The organism is Steroidobacter sp. (assembly GCF_036402275.1).
GTDB lineage: Bacteria > Pseudomonadota > Gammaproteobacteria > Steroidobacterales > Steroidobacteraceae > Steroidobacter.
This window is the reverse complement of sequence record NZ_DASWTF010000051.1, coordinates 1-19270: the sequence shown is the minus strand read 5'-3', so window position 1 is coordinate 19270 and position 19270 is coordinate 1. Positions and strand designations below refer to the sequence as shown.

The 19270-nt window shown below is 61.2% G+C and carries 15 protein-coding genes; 12 read left to right on the top strand and 3 right to left on the bottom strand.

Annotation, left to right across the window (positions count from 1 at the left end):
• The first annotated feature begins 102 nt into the window (after positions 1-102).
• From VGD45_RS29640 to VGD45_RS29605, 8 genes are all read left to right on the top strand, one after another.
• Complete coding sequence (locus tag VGD45_RS29640) at positions 103-1557, top strand: hypothetical protein (protein WP_331159016.1); 1455 nt, start codon at positions 103-105, stop codon at positions 1555-1557.
• A gap of 209 nt (positions 1558-1766) precedes the next feature.
• The gene (locus VGD45_RS29635) at positions 1767-2720 is read left to right on the top strand and encodes a hypothetical protein (protein WP_331159015.1); all 954 of its coding nucleotides are present in this window, start codon (positions 1767-1769) and stop codon (positions 2718-2720) included.
• A 102-nt stretch (positions 2721-2822) separates the two neighbouring features.
• Entirely contained in the window at positions 2823-3455 is a 633-nt protein-coding gene (locus VGD45_RS29630) for a sigma-70 family RNA polymerase sigma factor (RefSeq protein ID WP_331159014.1), read from the top strand.
• A gap of 3 nt (positions 3456-3458) precedes the next feature.
• Positions 3459-4442: a FecR domain-containing protein gene (locus tag VGD45_RS29625; RefSeq protein ID WP_331159013.1), complete on the top strand. Its 984-nt coding sequence runs from the start codon at positions 3459-3461 to the stop codon at positions 4440-4442.
• On the top strand, positions 4439-6718 hold the full coding sequence (locus VGD45_RS29620) for a TonB-dependent receptor plug domain-containing protein (RefSeq protein ID WP_331159012.1): 2280 nt from the start codon (positions 4439-4441) through the stop codon (positions 6716-6718). The genes VGD45_RS29625 and VGD45_RS29620 overlap by 4 nt, the downstream gene beginning before the upstream one ends.
• Positions 6719-6804: 86 nt before the next feature.
• On the top strand, positions 6805-7449 hold the full coding sequence (locus VGD45_RS29615; protein WP_331159011.1) for a hypothetical protein: 645 nt from the start codon (positions 6805-6807) through the stop codon (positions 7447-7449).
• 25 nt (positions 7450-7474) lie between these two features.
• Entirely contained in the window at positions 7475-8275 is an 801-nt protein-coding gene (locus tag VGD45_RS29610; RefSeq protein WP_331159010.1) for a hypothetical protein, read from the top strand.
• A 14-nt stretch (positions 8276-8289) separates the two neighbouring features.
• Complete coding sequence (locus tag VGD45_RS29605; RefSeq protein ID WP_331159009.1) at positions 8290-9207, top strand: HEAT repeat domain-containing protein; 918 nt, start codon at positions 8290-8292, stop codon at positions 9205-9207.
• A 49-nt stretch (positions 9208-9256) separates the two neighbouring features.
• Here VGD45_RS29605 and VGD45_RS34460 read toward each other — a convergent pair whose 3' ends face one another.
• On the bottom strand, positions 9257-9391 hold the full coding sequence (locus VGD45_RS34460) for a DUF945 family protein (protein ID WP_414717617.1): 135 nt from the start codon (positions 9389-9391) through the stop codon (positions 9257-9259).
• A 303-nt stretch (positions 9392-9694) separates the two neighbouring features.
• Here VGD45_RS34460 and VGD45_RS29600 point away from each other — a divergent pair, with 303 nt between their 5' ends.
• The 3 genes from VGD45_RS29600 to VGD45_RS29590 all read left to right on the top strand — a co-directional run bounded on the left by VGD45_RS29600 (position 9695) and on the right by VGD45_RS29590 (position 11267).
• A complete protein-coding gene (locus tag VGD45_RS29600) occupies positions 9695-10372 on the top strand; it encodes a hypothetical protein (protein ID WP_331159008.1) in 678 nt (225 codons plus the stop codon).
• Positions 10373-10383: 11 nt separating this feature from the next.
• The gene (locus VGD45_RS29595) at positions 10384-10815 is read left to right on the top strand and encodes a hypothetical protein (protein WP_331159007.1); all 432 of its coding nucleotides are present in this window, start codon (positions 10384-10386) and stop codon (positions 10813-10815) included.
• Positions 10816-10877: 62 nt separating this feature from the next.
• Positions 10878-11267, top strand: coding sequence for a hypothetical protein (locus VGD45_RS29590; protein ID WP_331159006.1), 390 nt, complete (start codon positions 10878-10880; stop codon positions 11265-11267).
• Between the two features lie 18 nt (positions 11268-11285).
• On the opposite strand, the gene VGD45_RS29585 is transcribed toward VGD45_RS29590, so the two are convergent.
• Both VGD45_RS29585 and VGD45_RS29580 read right to left on the bottom strand, forming a co-directional pair.
• Positions 11286-12893, bottom strand: coding sequence for a radical SAM protein (locus VGD45_RS29585; protein ID WP_331159005.1), 1608 nt, complete (start codon positions 12891-12893; stop codon positions 11286-11288).
• Positions 12894-12955: 62 nt separating this feature from the next.
• The gene (locus VGD45_RS29580; RefSeq protein WP_331159004.1) at positions 12956-14218 is read right to left on the bottom strand and encodes a cytochrome P450; all 1263 of its coding nucleotides are present in this window, start codon (positions 14216-14218) and stop codon (positions 12956-12958) included.
• Between the two features lie 492 nt (positions 14219-14710).
• Between VGD45_RS29580 and VGD45_RS29575 the strand changes: the two genes are divergently transcribed.
• Positions 14711-19270 (top strand): amino acid adenylation domain-containing protein (locus VGD45_RS29575; protein ID WP_331159003.1); only part of this gene is annotated, 4560 nt, incomplete at its 3' end.

Below are 19270 nucleotides of genomic sequence, written 5' to 3'. Positions count from 1 at the left end.
CGGTGTCGGAGTTGCTGGAGTAAGAGTCTTCGCGCTGCCGCCGTTTCGCAGAACCGGCTAAACTGGGGATCCCGACTTTGCCTCAGTGCGACTATGGCGGTGATGAAAAAGGCTGCGCTGACCCTCGTGCTGGCATCTCTGTTCTGCGCCGGATGTGCCACGAACGGCGGCGGCAGTGACGAAAGCGAGCCGACGGTGATCGAGCCGGCAAGCACCCTTCCGGCCGAGCCGGCGGCGCCGATCGCGGCAACGGCTCCGAGCCCGGAGGGTGGAGCGACCCAACCGGAAGGCGAGGTTCCACTGGCCGTTGCCGAGTCGGAGCAACCTGAGGAAGGTCGTCCCGAGGAGGTCGTCGTCGAAGGCCGCATCCTTCGCCGCCACGACGTGATCCACGATCTCGTCGCCGAAGGGCAGGCGCTGCTGCGTGAGGTCGAGCTCCAATACTTCTTCACCGGCAAGGGGAAGAGGGAGGTTCTCCGCGGTCGCCCGGTTGCCTTTGCTCTGTGGAACGAAGCGAAGCAGCAGTGGTCCGTCGCCCACATCGAGCTGCCGCGTCCGCCCATCAAGTGGAGACCCGGTCGGAAGCCATTGCCTTTTCGCAATCTCACGCCCGGGATCGAGGCGCGGCACGTGAAGGGTACCGGCGCCGAGCGCCTGATGTTCTCCTTCTCACAGGACGGGACTCCGTTGAAGGTCTACGGACGCAAATTCCCCGTGTTCGACAACAATCTGCTCAAGCGCAAGCAGTGGCGCGCCGTCGCCCGGACCGCGAAACCGATCGTCTACCTGCCCTTCACCGAAGACACGTTCGACCCGGGATTCGTCAGCAGCGGCAAAGAATTTCTGGTTGCCACGGCGCGCAAGGCAATCGAGGAGCTGCGGCTGGCGCAGGTGCCGAGTGCCGCTTTTCCAGGCGAGCTGCTCGCCGATTCGATTCCTCTGCAGGTCGTCACGACGCTCGCCGTGATCGAGCAGACCGACGACAGCGACTACGTGACCAAGCAGGCGATCGCCTTCGACGAGGTGCTGAGCCAATACGGGCTCAAGCAGGAGGAGGCGTACCGGTACAGCGTCTCGAGCGCAAACGCGATCGGACCGATGCAATTCACCAACCGCAGGGGAAACGGGACCTATTCTCTGGTGGTCAGGCGCTGTCCCCGCGCCAAGCTGGACCCGAACTTCGAGAGCGGCGCGACCAATCTTCTGAACGCCATGAAAGCGGCGGTCTGCCTGTTGGATCTGGAGTTGGCGCAAATGCGAGCGGATATTCGACGCGCGTATCGCGCCGATCCGGCCGTGCTGGGCATCTTTCCGGTCGCTGCGTACAACGGCGGACCCCGCAACGTCACCAAGCTCTACCGGGTCCTGACTCGAATGAAGGTCAAGCTCGAGGAACTGAGCCGCCCGGGAGTGCAACTCGCAAATCGTTCGGTGAGCTGTCCTTGTGTCTGGAAAGCCGAAGGCGGGGAGGTCCGTCCGGTGACGATCCCGAAATACAACAACGAGAACCGCTGGTACATCGAGAAGTACCAGAGCATCGTGAGCCTGTTCGAGTAAGTGCGCGATATAAGTTAAGCCGACGGGATCTGCTCGACCGGCCGCGCGCGCATTGATTTCGATTTCTGCGCGCCAGTTCATGGTCTGCGCTCGACGAATGGATTGAAACTCGCCCGGTTGCACGCGGTCGCGCCGGCGCCGTGCATGTCTGCCCACAACTAAGAACCAATCGCGCCGAAGCGCGACAGGCCTGACGGAGGAGCCCGCCGATGAGTAATGCAATGTGGATGAGCAAGATCCAGCACGACCCCCAGCTGATCCACATGGTGCTGCCGGCGAGCCATGACGCAGGTGTCTACGGCGACAGTCTCACGCGCGTCGCGTGCCCGAAGCGCTATGCCCGTACCCAGGGCTCCAATATTTACAACCAGGCCATGTCGGGATCGCGCGTGTTCGACGTGCGCGTCTTCCTGAAGCGCATCAAGGATGAGAACGGCAAGAGCGTCATCGAGCCGACGATGGGGCACTTCGCGGCCGAGAAGTTCAAGTGGCCCAAGATCGGCAAGTCCACCGGCGCTTTTGGCGGTTACGGCGGTTCGTTCATGACCGCGGTCAAGGACGCCGTGGCTTACGTCAAGACGTATCAGAGCGAGTTCCTGATCCTGCGCATCTCGCACACCTACTGCCCGGAAGAGGTGCGCGCGGCATTGAGTGAATTCATGTCGGTGGGCGACAACGCGAAATACGTCTACAACCAGAGCAGTAACATCGCGACGTGCACGCTCGACGATCTGCGCGGCAAGGTCGTGATGGTGTTCGCTTCCGAATTCCACAACGGCTTCAGCCCGAAGCACGGCTACCTGCCCATGTACAAGTACGAGACCGGCTCACCCACCGCGAGCGGCCTGTGCTTCTGCGGCACGTACAAGTCGAAGAAGGATATGAAAGACGTGCTGAAGGTCGCGCAGCAGGCGGCCGACGACCACAAGAGTCATCGCAAGGATCATCTGCACTGGGTGTACTGGCAACAGACCGGCGGCAACGTTTCCAGCAACACCAAGTCGAAGAGCGGCGCTCATGCCAAGCTCGGCGACTTCATCAAAGAGATCAAGAGCAAGGTCGACAAGGACGACTGGACGCTGCCGAACGTGATCGGCCACGACTTCGTCAACGAGCAGACCTGCAAACAGATCATCGAGCTGAATCCCTACTACGGCGACTGAAGGATGGGTGGAATGCTTAGGCATTCCACCCACCCCCTCTTTGTCGACTCCGCGCGAAGGATTTGCACTGCTTCCGACGTCTAACGATCGGGAGCAACGGCAGTGCCAAATCCTCCTCACAGCTCGGATCTCCAGACCGCACGGCGCATCCTGCAAGGCGATGAACGCGCCTTTCGGGATCTGTTCGACAGATTCTTCCCGCGACTTTATCGGTTTGCGCTGGTTCGCCTGGCTGGAGATCACGACCTGGCGAGTGAAGTCGTGCAAGAAACCCTCTGCAAAGGGTTGGACCGGCTCGAGACGTATCGGGGCGAAGCCGCTCTTTACACCTGGTTTTGTCAGATCTGCCGTCATGCGTTGATCGATCAGCGTCGTAAGGCGCAGCGCAGCGAACGATTCGTCCGCCCACTCGAAGAAGAACCCGACGTTCGCGCCGTTCTGGACGCGTTCGCGGCGCCTGTCGAAACCCAACCCGAGGCCCAGGCGTGGCACAGCGACATTCAGCGACTCGTGCAGGCAACGATGGACATCCTCCCGGAGCGTTATGGCGACGTACTCGAGTGGAAGTACGTGGACGGATTGCCCGTAAACGAGATCGCTGCGCGTCTCGACTTGGGGCCGAAGGCCGCTGAATCTTTGCTCACGCGGGCGCGCACCGCGTTTCGCGATGCGATCATGGCCATGGTCGAGATACCCGATGCACTACGTTCGAGACGCCAGGATTGGAGCTTGTAGCTCATGAGCGACCAGCCCAGCACCGCTCAGGATCCAGTAGAACGACTCATTCGCGCAGCGGGTCGGCGTGAGTTGCCGCCGGCGCAGGCCTACGAACGAGCGTTGTACGCGGCAACCGACGTGTGGCAGCAGAAAGTTCGCCATCGCCGACGACGGACGTTTCTGAGTCTCGCTGCGTGCGTCACCGCACTCGCCGTCGGCATTGGCGTCGCGATGCGTTCACTCGAATCGCCAACCACTGCCTCCGAGCCCGTCGCGAGCGTCGTGCGTGTGATCGGTTCAGTACAGGTGCGCACTGCCGATGCTCGGGATTGGACCTTTGTTGGAGAACATTCGGGCCCGCTCTCGACAGGCACGGTCGTGCAATCTGCAAGCGCGAGCTCGGCTGCCTTGCGTATGGGTCGCGTTTCGTTGCGGGTTGCGAGCGGTACTGAAGTCGTCCTCGATTCACCGTCGCGACTGCGACTCGTGCGTGGAACCGTGTACCTCGACACGGGCGTGACCGGAGCGGCGGGGCAGATGGCGGTCGTGACCCGCGCTGGAACCGTGACTGATGTGGGCACGCAGTTCGAGGTGCATTATCTGGAGAGCATCTATCGCGTACGTGTGCGCGAGGGCGAAGTTCTCTTACAACGCGATGACGGCGTGCGTCAGGGCGTTGCAGGCCAGGAGATCAGCATCGATGCGTCAGGTGAGGTGAGTACTGCGTCGATTCGGCCCGACGATCCGGCTTGGGGCTGGGTGCAGGCCCTCGCGACGGCGCCAGACATCGACCAGCAGCCACTGACGGTGCTGTTGGCGTGGGTGTCACGGGAGACCGGCGCATCGATTCGCTATGCAACGCCTGCGGTGGAGCGCAAGGCGACCACGACGATTCTGCATGGCTCGATTCGTCACCTGACCCCTTTCGAGGCGCTGACGGTCATGCTCGCAACGACCGACCTGCGACACGAACTGCTTGCCGACGGTACGATCATGATCAAGTGAAGCGGGGATTTCACATCGGTCTGCTTGCAATGCTCATGTCTGCGAGCGCGGGGGCGCTCGCGTTCGAATTCAAGGATGCGACGCTGGAAGCGGCCATCGAGCAGCTCGAAGCGCGAGGTTTGTCGGTTCTTTATAGCAGCGATCTCGTCAAAGCCGAGATGCGCGTGCTGCAAGCGCCGAAATCCAGGTCACCCCGCGCGCTATTGGAAGAAATCGTCGGGCCACACGGCATAAAAGTCGCTGAAGGTCCCGCCGGCAGTCTCATCCTGACACGCGCGCCGCGAACCCAGAGCGTTGCGACGCATCGCGCCGAAAACAAATTGACCGAGGTCGTCGTCACCGCGAGCCGGTACGCCTGGGTTCGTGTGCCTCACGTCTCGATGACGCGATTGAGCGATGCGGAACTGCATCTTGCGCCGAACGTCGGCGACGATCCGCTGCGTACGCTCGGGCGGTTACCGGGCGTAGCGACTTCGGACTGGTCCGCGAAGTTGAACCTGCGAGGCGGCGTCGACGATGAGCTCCTCGTGCGCTTCGACGGCATGCGCTTGATGAACCCGTTCCATCTCAAAGATTTCCAAAGCATCTTCAGTGCCGTCAGCCCCGCGCTGGTCGGCGCGATCGACTTGTACGCTGGCGGCTTCCCCGTGAGCTACGGCGATCGCATGAGCGGCGTGCTCGACATTCATCCCGTTCGCGCCGATGCACAGGCGTATCGAGAAATCGCGGTTAGCCTGTACAACGCGTCCGCCGTCGCGGCAGGTCGGTTCGATCGCGGGCGTGGCGATTGGGCGGTCTCCGCGCGACGTGGCAATTTGGATCGCGTGCTGGACTGGAGCGGCATGCAACTCGGCGATCCCGTTTACTCGGATGTCTACGCTCACCTCGCGCACTCGGTTGGCGACTCGATGTCGCTTGCAGCGAACCTCCTGCAGTTCGACGACGATATCGAGTTCCGCGATAGCGATGATGAGGAGCAGGCACGCGCACGCTATCGCGACCGATATCTGTGGGTGCGCCTGGATGCTCATCCGCAAGCGGCGCTCACCGGATCGACGCTGCTTGCGCGCAGCGATCTCGAAAGCGTCCGTCGTGGCGCCGCCGAGCAACCTGGGATTTCTCGCGGCGTGCTCGACGACCGACGCGATTTCACGGTTTATTCGCTGCAAACCGACTGGAGTCTGCGCACTTCGGACGCGGCCACATTGGAATTCGGCGCGGAGTGGCGTAACAACGAAGGATTTTACCGTTACCGAGATGCGGCGGAGTTCGATCTGCTGCTCGACGTTCAGGGCGAGGTGACAGAGCCAACACGCGCATTCGATATCGAGTATCGGCCGCGAGGCGATCAATACGGCGCATATGCCGCGATCAACGCACATGTAGCTCCACCGCTCACCGTGGAAGCCGGCCTGCGCTGGGATCGATCGACGCTGGTCGACAGCGACGAACATTGGAGCCCGAGGGCGAGCGCACTGTTGCGACTGAACGATTCTTCGGATCTACGCGCGAGTTGGGGGCGATTCATTCAGACTCAGGGTATCGACGAGTTGTCAGCGTCCGACGGGGTCGCTGCTTTTGCTCCCGCTCAACGCGCGGATCACTGGCTGGTCGGAATCGAGAAGCGCTTCGGCGACGAGCTCGATCTGCGACTGGAAGCGTACTCAAAACGCTACTCCCGCCTGCGCCCGCGCTACGAAAATATTTTGAACGAGGTCGTTATCCTGCCTGAGCTGAAGCCCGATCGCGTGCGCCTGGCGCCCTCACGGGCACGCGCGTACGGCGTCGAGCTTTCGGTCCGGCGCGTACGCTCGCGACCGCTGTTCTGGTGGGGAAGTTACACATGGTCACGCGCCGAAGACATTTACAATCGGCGCACGGTTCCGCGCGCGTGGGATCAGCGACATGCATTACAGGCGGGAATCGGTTGGGAACGCGGGCACTGGGAAGCGAGCCTCGTCGGCGTGTGGCGCAGCGGCTCGCCTGTGTTCGATCTTGCGGCCGAGAGCGGCACGCCCATCGTGCATGCGAATCCTGCGAGCGGGCACCGACTCAGGACTTACATCGATGTCGATGCTCGCATCGCTCGACGTTTTCACCTTGGCGGCGACAGCTCGCTCACGGCGTTCCTCGAGATCAGCAACGTATTCAATCGTCGCAACGAGTGCTGCACCGAGTTCGAACTGGACGACGAGAGCGAGGAGCCTGAGCTCGAGCTCGAAAGCATTCGTTCGTTACCGCTGCTTCCTTCGCTGGGGGTGATCTGGCGCTTCTGACCGTCCCGCGTAATAGGCGAAGCGAGTGCGAAGGAATCGCGCGCGTGACACGTCAAAGGTTCACGCGACCACATCGAGTGACCTTCATGCGCTCAATCCGGTTCAGTTTGATGCTGATGGCTTCAGCAGCGGTCACGATCCCGGCCCACGCTCAGGAGCGACCGTGGGATTTCGGTATCCGGGCCGGCATCTCGGCCGCAGACGGCGAACCGGCGAACGACATTCCCGGCGCGGGCCTTATTGCGCACTTCGCGCTCGGCGAGCGCTGGCGCGTCGGAGCTGCGCTCGATCGCGCTGAGTACGATGTCGAAGAGCCCGCGAAGCTTGCCGGTGTCATGCAGCAGCCCATGTCGGATCCGATCGATGCTCTTGCAGAATCCACGACGTTCAGCGCGTGGGCGGAGCGAATGCTCACGAATCCGACACGCGCGACTACGCTGTTCGCAGGAGTGGGACTCGGCGCCGCCTTCATCGATGTGCCGGACGCCGCCGGCCCTCGCGCCGATGGTGGCCTTTTCGACATTCGCACCGATGCGAGCACAGAGATCCTGGTGTCGTTGCTCGGGGGTGTACGGCGTCAGTTCGGAGATCGCTGGTACGGAGAAGCCGCCGTGCATGCCGAGCAGCATTTCGCCGATTGGGTCTTCACCGATCGTGTGAGCGGTGCGCGCGGCTCTATCGACGACTATCTCACGTGGGGCGTCTACATCGCCGTTGGCTGGAGATGGTGAGTTTCCGCAACTTCGGAGAAAGGATATGAGCGACCTTCAATATCATTGGCCCTGCGTACCGTTTGCCGCAGCGGCAATCCTTGCTTGCAGCAGTAGCTTTGCCGGAGGCGCCGGGAACGGCAACGGCAACGACGAAGAGGAAGAAACCCCGTTCGACGAAGCGCGCCTGTTCTTCGAACTCAATCATACCGACGGCGATCTCGGCATCCACTCGCTCGTCGACGGCGATGAGTGGAAGAGGCTCGAGATCGAAGACCCGAACGACGTCACAATGCTGGATGTGTTCGTGCGCGGGCGCCTGCGCAGGCAGGGGCTCACGGAAGTCTTTTTCGAGAGCGCCGAACCGCCATTCGACGAGCTGAGTCCTCAGAGGTTCTTCAAGCGCTTTCCGGAAGGCGTGTACGACTTCTCGGGGCTGACGCTTGACGGCCAGGAGCTCGATAGCGAAGTCACGTTGTCGCACATTCTGGCTGCGCCGCCCGAGAACATCCGCATCTCGGAGACGCCTTCCGCGGAGAACTGCGATGTCGATCCACTTCCCTCCGTGAGCGCGCCCGTGACGATCAGTTGGGACGCGGTCACTCGGTCACATCCTGCGATTGGCAAACGAGGCGCCGTCGAAGTGGAGCACTATCAGCTCGTGCTCGAGCGCGAGGAGCCGACGTTGCTCGTGTTCAGCGTGGAGCTGCCGCCGGAGCTCACGGAGTTCACGATTCCCAACGACTTCATCGCGCTTGGCGATGCGTTCAAGTTCGAAATCATCGTGAGAGCGACGAACGGCAATCAGACAGCGGTCGAGAGCTGCTTCGAGATCGCGGCAGATTGACCCTGGTGTGAGCCATGGATACCAGTATCGAAAGCGCGCGCAATCCAGGATGGCGGGCAACGTGCACGGCAGGCATCGTTGCCGTCACGCTGCTCGCGAGCTGCCATGCTCGGGCATCCGACTTCTACGTGGAGATAGATGACGGCATGTTCTCCGTGACTGCGCATGACGCTCCGTTGCAGGCCGTCATCGAAAGGCTTGCGCACCAGAGTGGGCTGCGGGTTGTGACGCGGGATCCGTTGAACCAACGCGTAACTGTGGAACTGAATTCGCTGGCGCTGACAGCGGTCCTGCACGAGTTGCTGCGTGGCTGTAGTTTCATTCTCGTGGCACCAGGGGAGGGCGGAGGAACCCTTTGGATCCTATCTAAAGAACTGAAGGGAAACGACGAATATGTCTCGATGGGTACTCTTGGGGACTCGCCCGAGCCCGCTTTGCGCGAAGACAGGCGGAGCGTCGACGAGCTAAGTGCTGCTCTCGCGGATCATGATTCGAATGTTCGGCTGGATGCGGTTTCGGAACTGGGCGACCGCTCCAAGGACGATGAATCAGCCATATTGCTGGCGAGGGCAGCCGCACGCGACGAGCACCCGTCCGTGCGAGCAGAGGCACTACATGCGATCGGGCGCGGTCGAGCCGATATACACAGTCCCGTGTTCACTCGAGCGCTGAACGATCGGGATGTCTCCGTCCGTAAGGCCGCAATCGGCGCGCTTGAAGATGCTCGGGATGAAAGTTCATTGCAGACCCTCGCCATTGCCCTGATGGATCGCGACGCGTCGGTACGAACGACCGCCGTCGACGCCATCGGCGAGATCGGCGGTAGCGACGCGCGACGCCTGCTCGAATCCGCGCTAAGCGACGAAAGCGCTGCCGTGCGTGAAGCGGCAACCGAGCAACTCCTGCAGAGACGCTCGTCGCGTGACCATTGATGTGCACCGTCGACAGCGCATCGACTGTCAGCCACTCGAGGCCGGCTACCTACATTCCTTGCGTCTTCGGGCCGATCGGTTTGCCGTTTGCTGAAAGCGCCCCGTTCCTGAATTCGATATGCGATTCCAGGCGATCTCCGTCGCGCTGGAGATATCCCTGCTGTTCGAGCTGAGCGACCTGCATCTGCATCTGCATCTGCATCATCGCCAGTTTATCGGCGGAGTGCTTTGAGATGACGACCACAGGTCGCGGTCGAGGGCCGCATGCCTAGGCGGACGCTAGCCTAACCGAGGTCATGCGAGCCGAATGCGCACTGCATCTCACTGGGCGGGCGGAATCGGCTTCGTAAGCCGCAGAATCCAGGGCGCAAGCCGAGGGTGCAAGCAACGGTCGATGCGCCTGGATGCATTTCTTGAAACAACCAAACCGGTTTGCTATGAATTCCGTTCCCCGGGGTGGGGCGCTTTCATTTACAGGAGTTCAGAAATGCGCAATGCTGGCAGGGGCGCTGTATTCAGTGCTGTCGTCTCGATACTTGCCTGCGCGTCGGGCAGCGTGCAGGCGCAATCGTCACCATCGCCGAGACCGAGTCCTTTCAATGTTTCGCCGGCGCCGGAGTTGTCCAAGTATGAGCACTTGGAGCGCGGCCGTTCGCTGGTTCAGACCTTGTCACTGAGGCAAAAACTGCGTGGGCGGCTGGGGGAGATCGCCGATGCGCTCGAGCCCAAGCTGGCCGCGGGCGATGTAGCCATTCTGCGTAATTTCAACGTGCAGGAGGCCACTCATCTGGAGCAGGTCCGCGCGCGTTTGCGAGCCGGGCAAGATCAGGTTTGTCGAACACGCCAGGGCAAGGATGCGGTTGCGCTGGAGGCCGCGTTCGCCGAATCGATTCGCGCCGTCAGTGCCGAAAGTGAAGAATATTACCGGTCCATTCTGAAGTCCCTGAGCGCCGCTGGCCGAACGATCGTAACGAACCACGTCGATGCGATCGCAGCGTCCGGCCGGGTCACGCACTCACGCTTCGATACAGCCGCATTTGCTCGTGAGAAGCCGGAGCTGGCGCTGCAAGCCATCGAGGCCGCATGCGCGCCTGCAGCCGCTGCATCGAGACCTCAGTCAGTGACTCCGAAACGAGACGACGCCTTCGGAACAGTGGTGCGCTAAGGAGAGCTCACATGAAAGCAAATATCACGACTTGCGTATTGGCTGCGTCGATTCTGGCGCTCTCGGCTGCTATTCCCGCGCAGGCCCGAACATTCGGCTGCGTCGATCTGGCGGCGCCGCCGGCCGAAGGCGACTACGCGGGCTGGCAAACTCGCGGTACGCGGGTGGCGTTCGACGAGATCGATACACATCCGGTGCAGCTGTGGTACATAGCCCATCATCTTGCTCAGCTGTACAACAACACGGGCGGGCTGGTGGGAGAGTACTATCAGTACTATGTCCGCGACTGGGGGCCGGGAGATAGCACGATCTATGTCAGGTGGTGGGTGCTCGCCCCCATGACGTACACGAATACCGGGCATGTCCAGTCGCAGTACTCCACCGGCACCTGGGTGGATGACTATCAGTATGTGAACTGTTTCGTGCCTGTTCCGTTCGGTTGAGCGGTGAGCAAGAGGGGCGCGCCGCGCGCTCCTCTTGCCACACATTCGGGGACATAACTATCGTGAAGCACGCAGGAATATCGGCAGTCGTTACAGCTTTGTTCGGATCGATGGCGGCACAGCCGTCGCACGGCGATATGCTCAGCTGTGGGGAGTCGCAGGCCAAGGATCTCATCGATCTGGGAGAGCCGCAGGTGGATCCCAGTGCGCTTCAGCGGGTGCGCGAGCGTCGTTCCGATCACTATGCAAGCATCATCGGCGTGATGGGCAGTTACCTGTCGTTGACCCCGCCGTTCGATCCGGCAGTCGCGCAACAGCGTTACGGCGCGAAAGAAATTTGCACCGAGCAGATTCTTCCCACGCTGCCGCCGAAGATCGTTCTGCAGTTCACTATGGACGATCTCAGATATCGCGTGACCTTGCGGCGTGTGGCGCCGCCAGCACCTCAATAGCGGCAACTCCGGCGGGCGCTAGCTTGCGCGTGCGCCGAGATGCTGGCGGAACAGAGGAACCATTTCCTTCTGAAAAATGCCGGTATTGTCATGCCCCTCGCCGCGTAAGCTCTGCACGAGCATGCGAGCGGCGAGTTGGGTGAAGCCACGGATCAGTTCCATACTGAAACCGGCACTGCGCAAATAAGCCAGCGTCCAGAGGTCCGCGGACTGCAATGGCAGGATGGTCGATTCCGTGATGGTTTTGTACGCGGTCTCGGCATGGTCGAACGCCTGCTTCCAATTCATCGTCTTGTGCTGCCAGGAATAGGACGCCCCTCGCAACCCGAACTCGGCGGAGCGCTCCGCAATCGGTACGCGCGGGTCGTGAAAGTAGGGCTCTATCACGTAGTAGTCAGGCCGCTCGGAGCGGATGAAGTCGCGAGTGATGTCGAACGTGGCCGCCGTTTCGCCCGGGAAACCTGCAATGAAGGACGCGTAGGTGATGATGCCGCGCGCCTTGAGCTTGGCGATTCCTTCGCGATAGCGGTCGACTTTGACCCCCTTGTTCATGAGACGCAGGATATCTGGCGCCGCCGATTCGATGCCGAGCAACACGCCGATGCAGCCGGCTTCGGCCAGCAGATCGAAATCCTCGTCCTGCGCGTTACCGCAACGGAATTGGCAGACCCACTCGAAGCCATACTGCTTCTCGATCATCAGACGGCACAGGTCGCGGAACGGTTTCAAAGGGACGTTGAACGTATCGTCGATGAAGAACAGATGCGTCGTGCCGGTTTGTCGCAGGTGGTCGAGACTGCGCTCGAGCGCCGGAAGGGACATGATCTCGTGCGCGCCCGCGATGACCGGAAACGAGCAGAACGAACACTTGAACGCGCAACTGCGTGCCGTTCGAACCTGCGAGGCCGGCGCCGTCTCGTGCGTCGGGAACAGGGTGTAGTCCATGGCGCTCGCGTCGAGATCGTTGTGCTCGAGCACTCGCGGGGTCCGCGTAAACGTCTTGCCGGTGCGGACCGCGAGGTTGCCGACCGTCGTCAAGTCGGGATGCGGCTTGCGCAGTTCCTGGCACACGCGCAGCAGGGTAGTCTCGCCCTGGCCGTCGTTCACGTAGATGTCCGCCCCGATTTCGGCAAACACATCGTCCTGGGACTCGGGCGGCAGCATCGAGCACAGCTTGAAGATATAGGGTCCGCCGACCACGACCTTGGTCTGCGGCGAATATTTGTTGATGAGCTGGGTCAGATAGGCGATGGGCGCCGGGTCGAAGTAAAAGGTGGTCGTGATCGCGACCGCGCGCGGCCGAGCTTCCATCAAGCTGAGGAAGCGATCCATATCATGCGGCAGCAGGTTCACCACCTCGCTCTGCAGACCGTGCTTGCGCAAAAAACTAGCGAGATAGTAGGCAGCGAGATTGGGCAGGCGATACGTGTGCAGGCTGCTCGGCTGTCCCGTGGCAGCGGAGACCGCGCTGTTGAGCAGCGTACTATAGTCCAGCTGCTTGCCGTCCAGTGACACGGACGACATATGCAGATAGCGCCATCCGCCGGAAACGCTCGCCATGGGCTTCATGGACGCGAGCATGAGGTCGAGCGGTTGGTCGTAGTACCCGATGACAATGCAATCCATTGCTCTGTTCCTCGATCCTGGAGGCGGGATGGAATCATAGACGACTGTGCGGCTACGTCCAGTTACTCGAATGCAATCGTACAAACCTCGTCGCGGGATTCAACTGCAACCGGCATGCGAGTTATACGATTGATGAAGTTGGAGCGGGCGCGTGCGATCGGACCGGCCAGCTCGAACCGCAGGCCGCGCGCGACGATTTCTTCGAACAGCACCCGCAACTCCAGGCGAGCGAGGCGTGCGCCCAGGCAAAAATGCGCGCCATGGCCGAAGGCCAAGTGCGGGTTGGGATGCCGCTCGATGTCGAAGATGTCCGGAGCTTGGAAAACCTCCTCGTCCCGGTTCCCGGAGGCGAAGCACATGACGACCCGATCGCCCTGCTTGATAGCCTGGCCGCCGAGCTCATAGTCCGCCGCCGCCGTTCTTCGAAAATAGATCACCGGAGACTCCCAGCGCAGCATTTCCTCGACGGCCGATTCGATCAACGACGGATTGGCATAGAGTTTCGCCTGCTGCTCGGGGTGCGCCGCCAGCGCCGCGATTCCACCGGCGATGGTGCCCGCGGTCGTGTCATACGCACCGATGGCCAATGACCAGAAGTAACTGAGGAAATCCTGCTCGGATATCGGCTCACCGTTGCCATGTCTAATGCCGGCCAGGATCGACAAGACGTCGTCGCGTGGCGCATCCCGTCGCGATCGAAAAGCGTCCACAGCATAACGATAAAGCCGCTCGAGGGCGACGCCGGACGCTTGCATCATGTGGGAGAACTCCCGGTCGCCATTCGGAACGGCATGGACTCGATTGAACAGGTCGCCCCAGTACGCTGCGGTCTTCAGGTCGCTCTCGGCAAACCCCAATACATCCTGATACACCACTCGAACAGGGAACTCGGTCGCTATCTCGGCGACCAGATCGAAGCGACCGCGTGCCTGCGCGCGGTCGAGGACTTCGACCGCTCGTCGCCGAATCGTCGTCTCGAGTGTCGCGACGGCCTCGGCGCCGAACTGGGGAACGACCAGGCGTCGCAGCTCGGCGTGCTTCGGCGCGTCCAGATGGCACAGGCCGTCACGGATCATCCGCCACGCGGGATGCGGGATCTGTACGGCGTCGGCCAAGACCGATCCGGCGTGAGAGATAAATATCCTGGATTGCCGCGCGATCTCGCAAATGTCCTTGTGTTTGGTGGCGAGCCAGAACCCCTGATCCGAATGGGGCGGCGCCAAGGCATGCCAGGAGATCGGTCGGTCGCGGCGCAGACCGCGAAACGCCTGGTGAGGAAATCCCCGCGAGAACATATCCAGATCGAAGAAATTGAGATCGTCCATGGTCATCTCGATCGGTGGCGAATCAGATCTATATCACAGGTGCTCGCGATGTGGACTTCGAGCCGGCTCCGCAGATGTCGGATCAACAACAGCGAGCTCCAGGCGCGCTTCGCTGCCGAGTCTAAGGCCGAGGTCCCGTTGCTGGCCACGATCGTGTCGAGCTCGAAGGTTTGTATTTCATGTGGCGGGTAGGTACAGTTGAACGGGTACAGGTCAACCGCACAGTTCAAGCGCTGCGGTTCGACCAGGCGCGGTTCAACCAGGTACGGTGAAACTAGCAAGCTACGGAGTGGCGATGGTCGACGGATCGATTGTTGAGTTCGCGATGAAGCACCTGTTGCTCGCGAGCGCCCGGCAGCGACTGCTGCGGGAAGTACTCACTCCACCTCCACACAAACAATATCGTCGACGGCGCGCCCGCGACTCGCAGCTTCGGGCAACCGGAGTTTCGTCTGGATCGACTCTGTAGGGGCAGCAGCAGGACGCCATCGAATGGAAACGATGTGCGGCACATTGCAACTGCGAGCGAGCAATCATCCGGATGACGTGTGTTACGCCTATCTGGAGGCTCTGGACGAGGAGTCGAATTTAGACGCTCGGCAGCTCGATCTCGCCGCAACCCGAATGGGCGGCGAATTGTTGAGGCATGCGCGCCCCGGCGATCGCGTCCTATTGTTACTTCCCTCGGGTCTGGAGTTCGTGCGAGCGTTCTGGGCCTGTTTGTACGCAGGGCTGATCGCGGTGCCGCTGTATCCGCCGAAGGCCAATGACAAGAGCGGAAAGATCAAACATATCGTCCAGGACTGCAGGCCGACAGTCGCGATAGTGCGCGAGGAGCCGGCGCCAGAGCTGGTTCGAGAGCTGGCGGCCGGCGACGTTCGGTTCACGACGCTCGCGAGTCTCGACAGCAGCGCGCCGGTCGAGCGGGAGTTGCCTGCAGTGGACGCGAATGGCATCGCGTTTCTGCAATATAGCTCGGGCTCCACCGGCGATCCCAAAGGCGCGATGATTTCTCACCGGAACATCCTGGCGAACCTGGGCGTGCTGGAGGTGGAAACCCGGAGCAGCAGGCAGGATGTGTTCGTCAGCTGGCTGCCGCTGTTTCACGACATGGGAATGGTGCTGAGCATTCTCATGCCGATGTATGTCGGCGCGCGCTCTATCTTGTTCTCGCCGTTGAAGTTCGCCAAGAATCCGCTGTTCTGGATTCAGATCATGTCCCGCTATCGGGGGACCATCTCCGGTGCGCCAAATTTCGCGTACGACGCCTGCGCGAAGAAATTCTCAGCGACAACACTCGGCGGCGTCGACCTGAGTCGCTGGCGACTGGCTTTGAACGGCGCAGAGCCGGTCAGAGCCGAGACGCTGGCCAGTTTCTGCCGCGCCTATGCACCGCTCGGGTTCGAAGAAACTGCCTTCATGCCCGCGTACGGCATGGCCGAAGCGACCGTTTTCCTCTGTGGTGGCGCGCTGCTGACCCCTCCCAGAATCCTGACAGCGGATCGGGATCGATTGCAAAGCGGTGTGTTTGCTCCTGCCGATGGCGTGACTTCCAAGTCGCTTGCTGTCGTCAGTTGCGGCGCGCCGCCCGCCGGTCACGACATCATCGTGGTCAACGATTCGGCAGAGGTGGCGGAAGGCCAGGTCGGCGAAATCTGGGTGCGGGGCCGAAGCATCTGCTCCGGCTTTTGGGGCAAGCCCGACTACTCGCAGGCACTCTTCGGGGCATTCACAAGCAATGGCCGTGGGCCTTATCTGCGTACCGGCGATCTCGGCTTCTTCGCGGGCGGTGAGCTGTACGTCCTGGGGAGGCTCAAGGACGTCGTGATCGTGCAGGGCCGGAATATCCACCCGCACGATATCGAAGCTTGCGTGCGCGCATCGCTATCGGCCGGCATCCTGGGCGACGCGGTCGTCTTCGGAATCGACGGCGCGGGCACCGAAAGTCTGGTCCTGGTACTGGAGATTCGTCCGCGATCCATGGAGGGATCTTACGAAAGCATCGCTGCCGATCTCAGAGCGACGGTGTTTGCGGCCTTCGGCGTCCTGATCGATGCAATAGTTTTCGCGCGCGTCGGCGCCGTCATGAAGACGACCAGCGGCAAGGTCATGCGGCGAGCCATGCGAGATCGATATGCAGAGAACGCCATCGACGCTCTGCATGTCAGTTTGCTCGACTTGTCGTCCGAGCAGTATGCGCCGTTGGCGACGGACACAGAATTGCGCATGGCGACGCTCTGGGAAAACCTGCTCGGCGCGGCAAATGTGCATGCCGGTTCGAATTTTCTGCAACTCGGCGGTAACTCGCTGACTGTTGCCCGGCTGATCGCCAGCATTCGTTCGCAATGGAACGTCGATCTGCCGTTGCAGCGGGTGTTCGAGCACCCGATTTTGTCGACGCTGGCGGCGCTCGTCGATCAGGCGGCCGGCTCTGTGGATGCTTCGCAGGCGATCCGTCCCGGGCCGGAGACCGGCTTTGCCGCGCTGTCGTTTCAGCAACAGCGGTTATGGTTTCTGGCGCAGATGGGGGAAGACGTCGGCGCGAACGAAAACATCTCTGTGGCGATACGGTTGGTGGGAACAGTCGATACGGCGGCGTTGCAGCGGGCGTTGTCCACCATCGTCGAACGCCATGAGACATTGCGTACTCGTTTTGGCTGGGATGCCTCCCGCAATCCGGTGCAGTCGGTAACGCCTGCCCAGGATCTCAAATTGATGTCGATCGATCTGCACGCGCGCGGGCCGGTCGATGTCGAGCAGGCGCTGCAATCCTGCATACGGCAGGAAGTCGACGCTCGATTCGACTTGACTCGCGATCTGTTATTGCGGGCTTGTCTGGTTCGTGTGGCTGCGGATGAGTATGTGTTGCTGCTGAGCGTGCATCACATTGCAGCGGATGGAGTGTCGCTCGCGATACTCATAAAGGAGATGTCGACTCTCTACAGTGCTTATGCCGGCGGCAGAGAATGTTCCCTTCCGCCGTTACGAGTCCGATATCGCGATTACGCCGAATGGCAGACGACACAACTGCAGAACGATACATCCGCAGCGGACGCTCGATATTGGCGCGCTCGGCTGACGGGGATTCCAGCTGTTCATGGCTTACCTGTGGATCGTCCACGAGAATCGAGCCCCGGCTTTCGCGGGGCGGTTGTCAAAACCTCGATCGATGCGCAAACGACCGATCGGTTCCACAGGCTGTGTGCTCAGAACGCGGCGACGCTCTTTATGGGATTGCATGCGGTTTTTTCGGTGCTGCTTTCCCGCTATAGCAATGAAACCACGATTGTAGTCGGCACGGCCGTGGAGAACCGCGGCAGAGCCGAGTTACAGGATTTGATCGGGTTGTTCGCGAATATCGTGGCGCTGCGCAGTGACTTCTCCGGCGACGCGTCGTTCGGTGACGTATTGCGCCTATCCAGGCAAACCGCGTTGGAAGCCTACGAGCACCAGGCATTCCCGTTCGAGAAGGTGGTCGGGATGCTGCATCCGGAGCGCAGTGTCGCGGTGACGCCGCTCTTCCAGGTCATGTTGTTATTACAGAACAACGAGTATCCGGTATTGGATTTACCGGGTGTGACCGTGCGTTCCGCCGAAGAGTTGGAGACGTTCGCCAAGTTCGATCTCACCTTGAGCGTCAGGGAGTCCAAACAGGGATTGCAGCTGACTTGGAAATACGACGCCAGCCTTTTCGATGCGGCGACCATTGCCCGGCTCGCCGCCAGTTTCTCGGTGCTGCTGGAAGGAGTCCTCGGTTCGCCGACTTCGAGTCCGTTCGCGCTGCCTTTGCTGGGACAGCGAGAGCGGCACTATTTGTTGCATACACTGAATGCCACGCAGGCGATCTTCCCGGAAGAGAAGTGCATTCACGAGCTGTTTGAAGCGCAGGTCGCGAAGACGCCGAACAACACGGCGGTGGTGTACGAAGACGAGCGGTTGACGTATGCCGAGTTGAATGACCGGGCCAATCGACTCGCGCATTACTTGCGCGAGGCGGGCGTCACCGCAGACACGCTGGTAGGACTCTGCGTCGAACGCAGCCTGGAGATGGTGGTCGGGCTGTTGGGTATCTTGAAGGCCGGCGGCGCTTATGTGCCGCTCGATCCTGGCTATCCGCGCGAGCGCCTGGCCTACATGATCGAAGACAGCGGCGTGCAATGGTTGCTGACGCAGGAGGCGCTGCATGAGAAGGCATGGCAGTGGGTCGGTGAGCGTGTTCGAGTCCTGAGCCTCGATAGCGCCGAGCTGCAGTCGAGACTGCTGCGTTGTTCGGCGGAGAATCCACGCCGCTCCGCGGATCAGTCATCACGCAACCTGGCGTATGTGATTTATACCTCGGGCTCCACCGGGCAGCCTAAAGGGGCGATGAACGAGCATCGAGCCGTCGTCAATCGGCTGCACTGGATGCAGGAATGCTACGCGCTGAGTGCGCAGGATCGAGTGCTGCAGAAGACGCCCTTTAGTTTCGATGTATCGGTATGGGAGTTCTTCTGGACGCTGTTGGGAGGCGCGCAGCTCATCGTGCCGCGCCCGGAGGGGCACAAAGACCCTACGTACCTGAGTGAATTGATTCATCGATCCGGCGTCACCCGAGTGCACTTTGTTCCCTCGATGCTGCAAACATTCCTGGAGCACTGCCACTCGGAAGAGTGTGCGAGCTTGCGGCAGATCGTCTGCAGTGGCGAAGAACTATCGGCGGGCTTGGCGAGAAAGTGCCTGGAACGCTTGCCGCACGTGCGCCTGAGCAACTTGTATGGACCGACGGAAACAGCGATCGAGGTGACCTCGTGGGAATGCGCGGCGCAGGATGAGAATGTCCGGATTCCGATTGGCCGTCCGATCTCCAACATTCGGATCTACATATTGAATGCTGACCGCGAGCCGGTGCCCATCGGCGTGACGGGCGAGATCTGCATCGGTGGCATCGCGGTGGGTCGTGGATATCTGAACCGTCCGGAGCTGACGGCCGAGCGCTTCGTGCGCGACCCCTTCAGCGAAGATGCCGAAGCGCGGATGTATCGAACGGGAGACTTGGGCCGCTGGCGGGCAGAT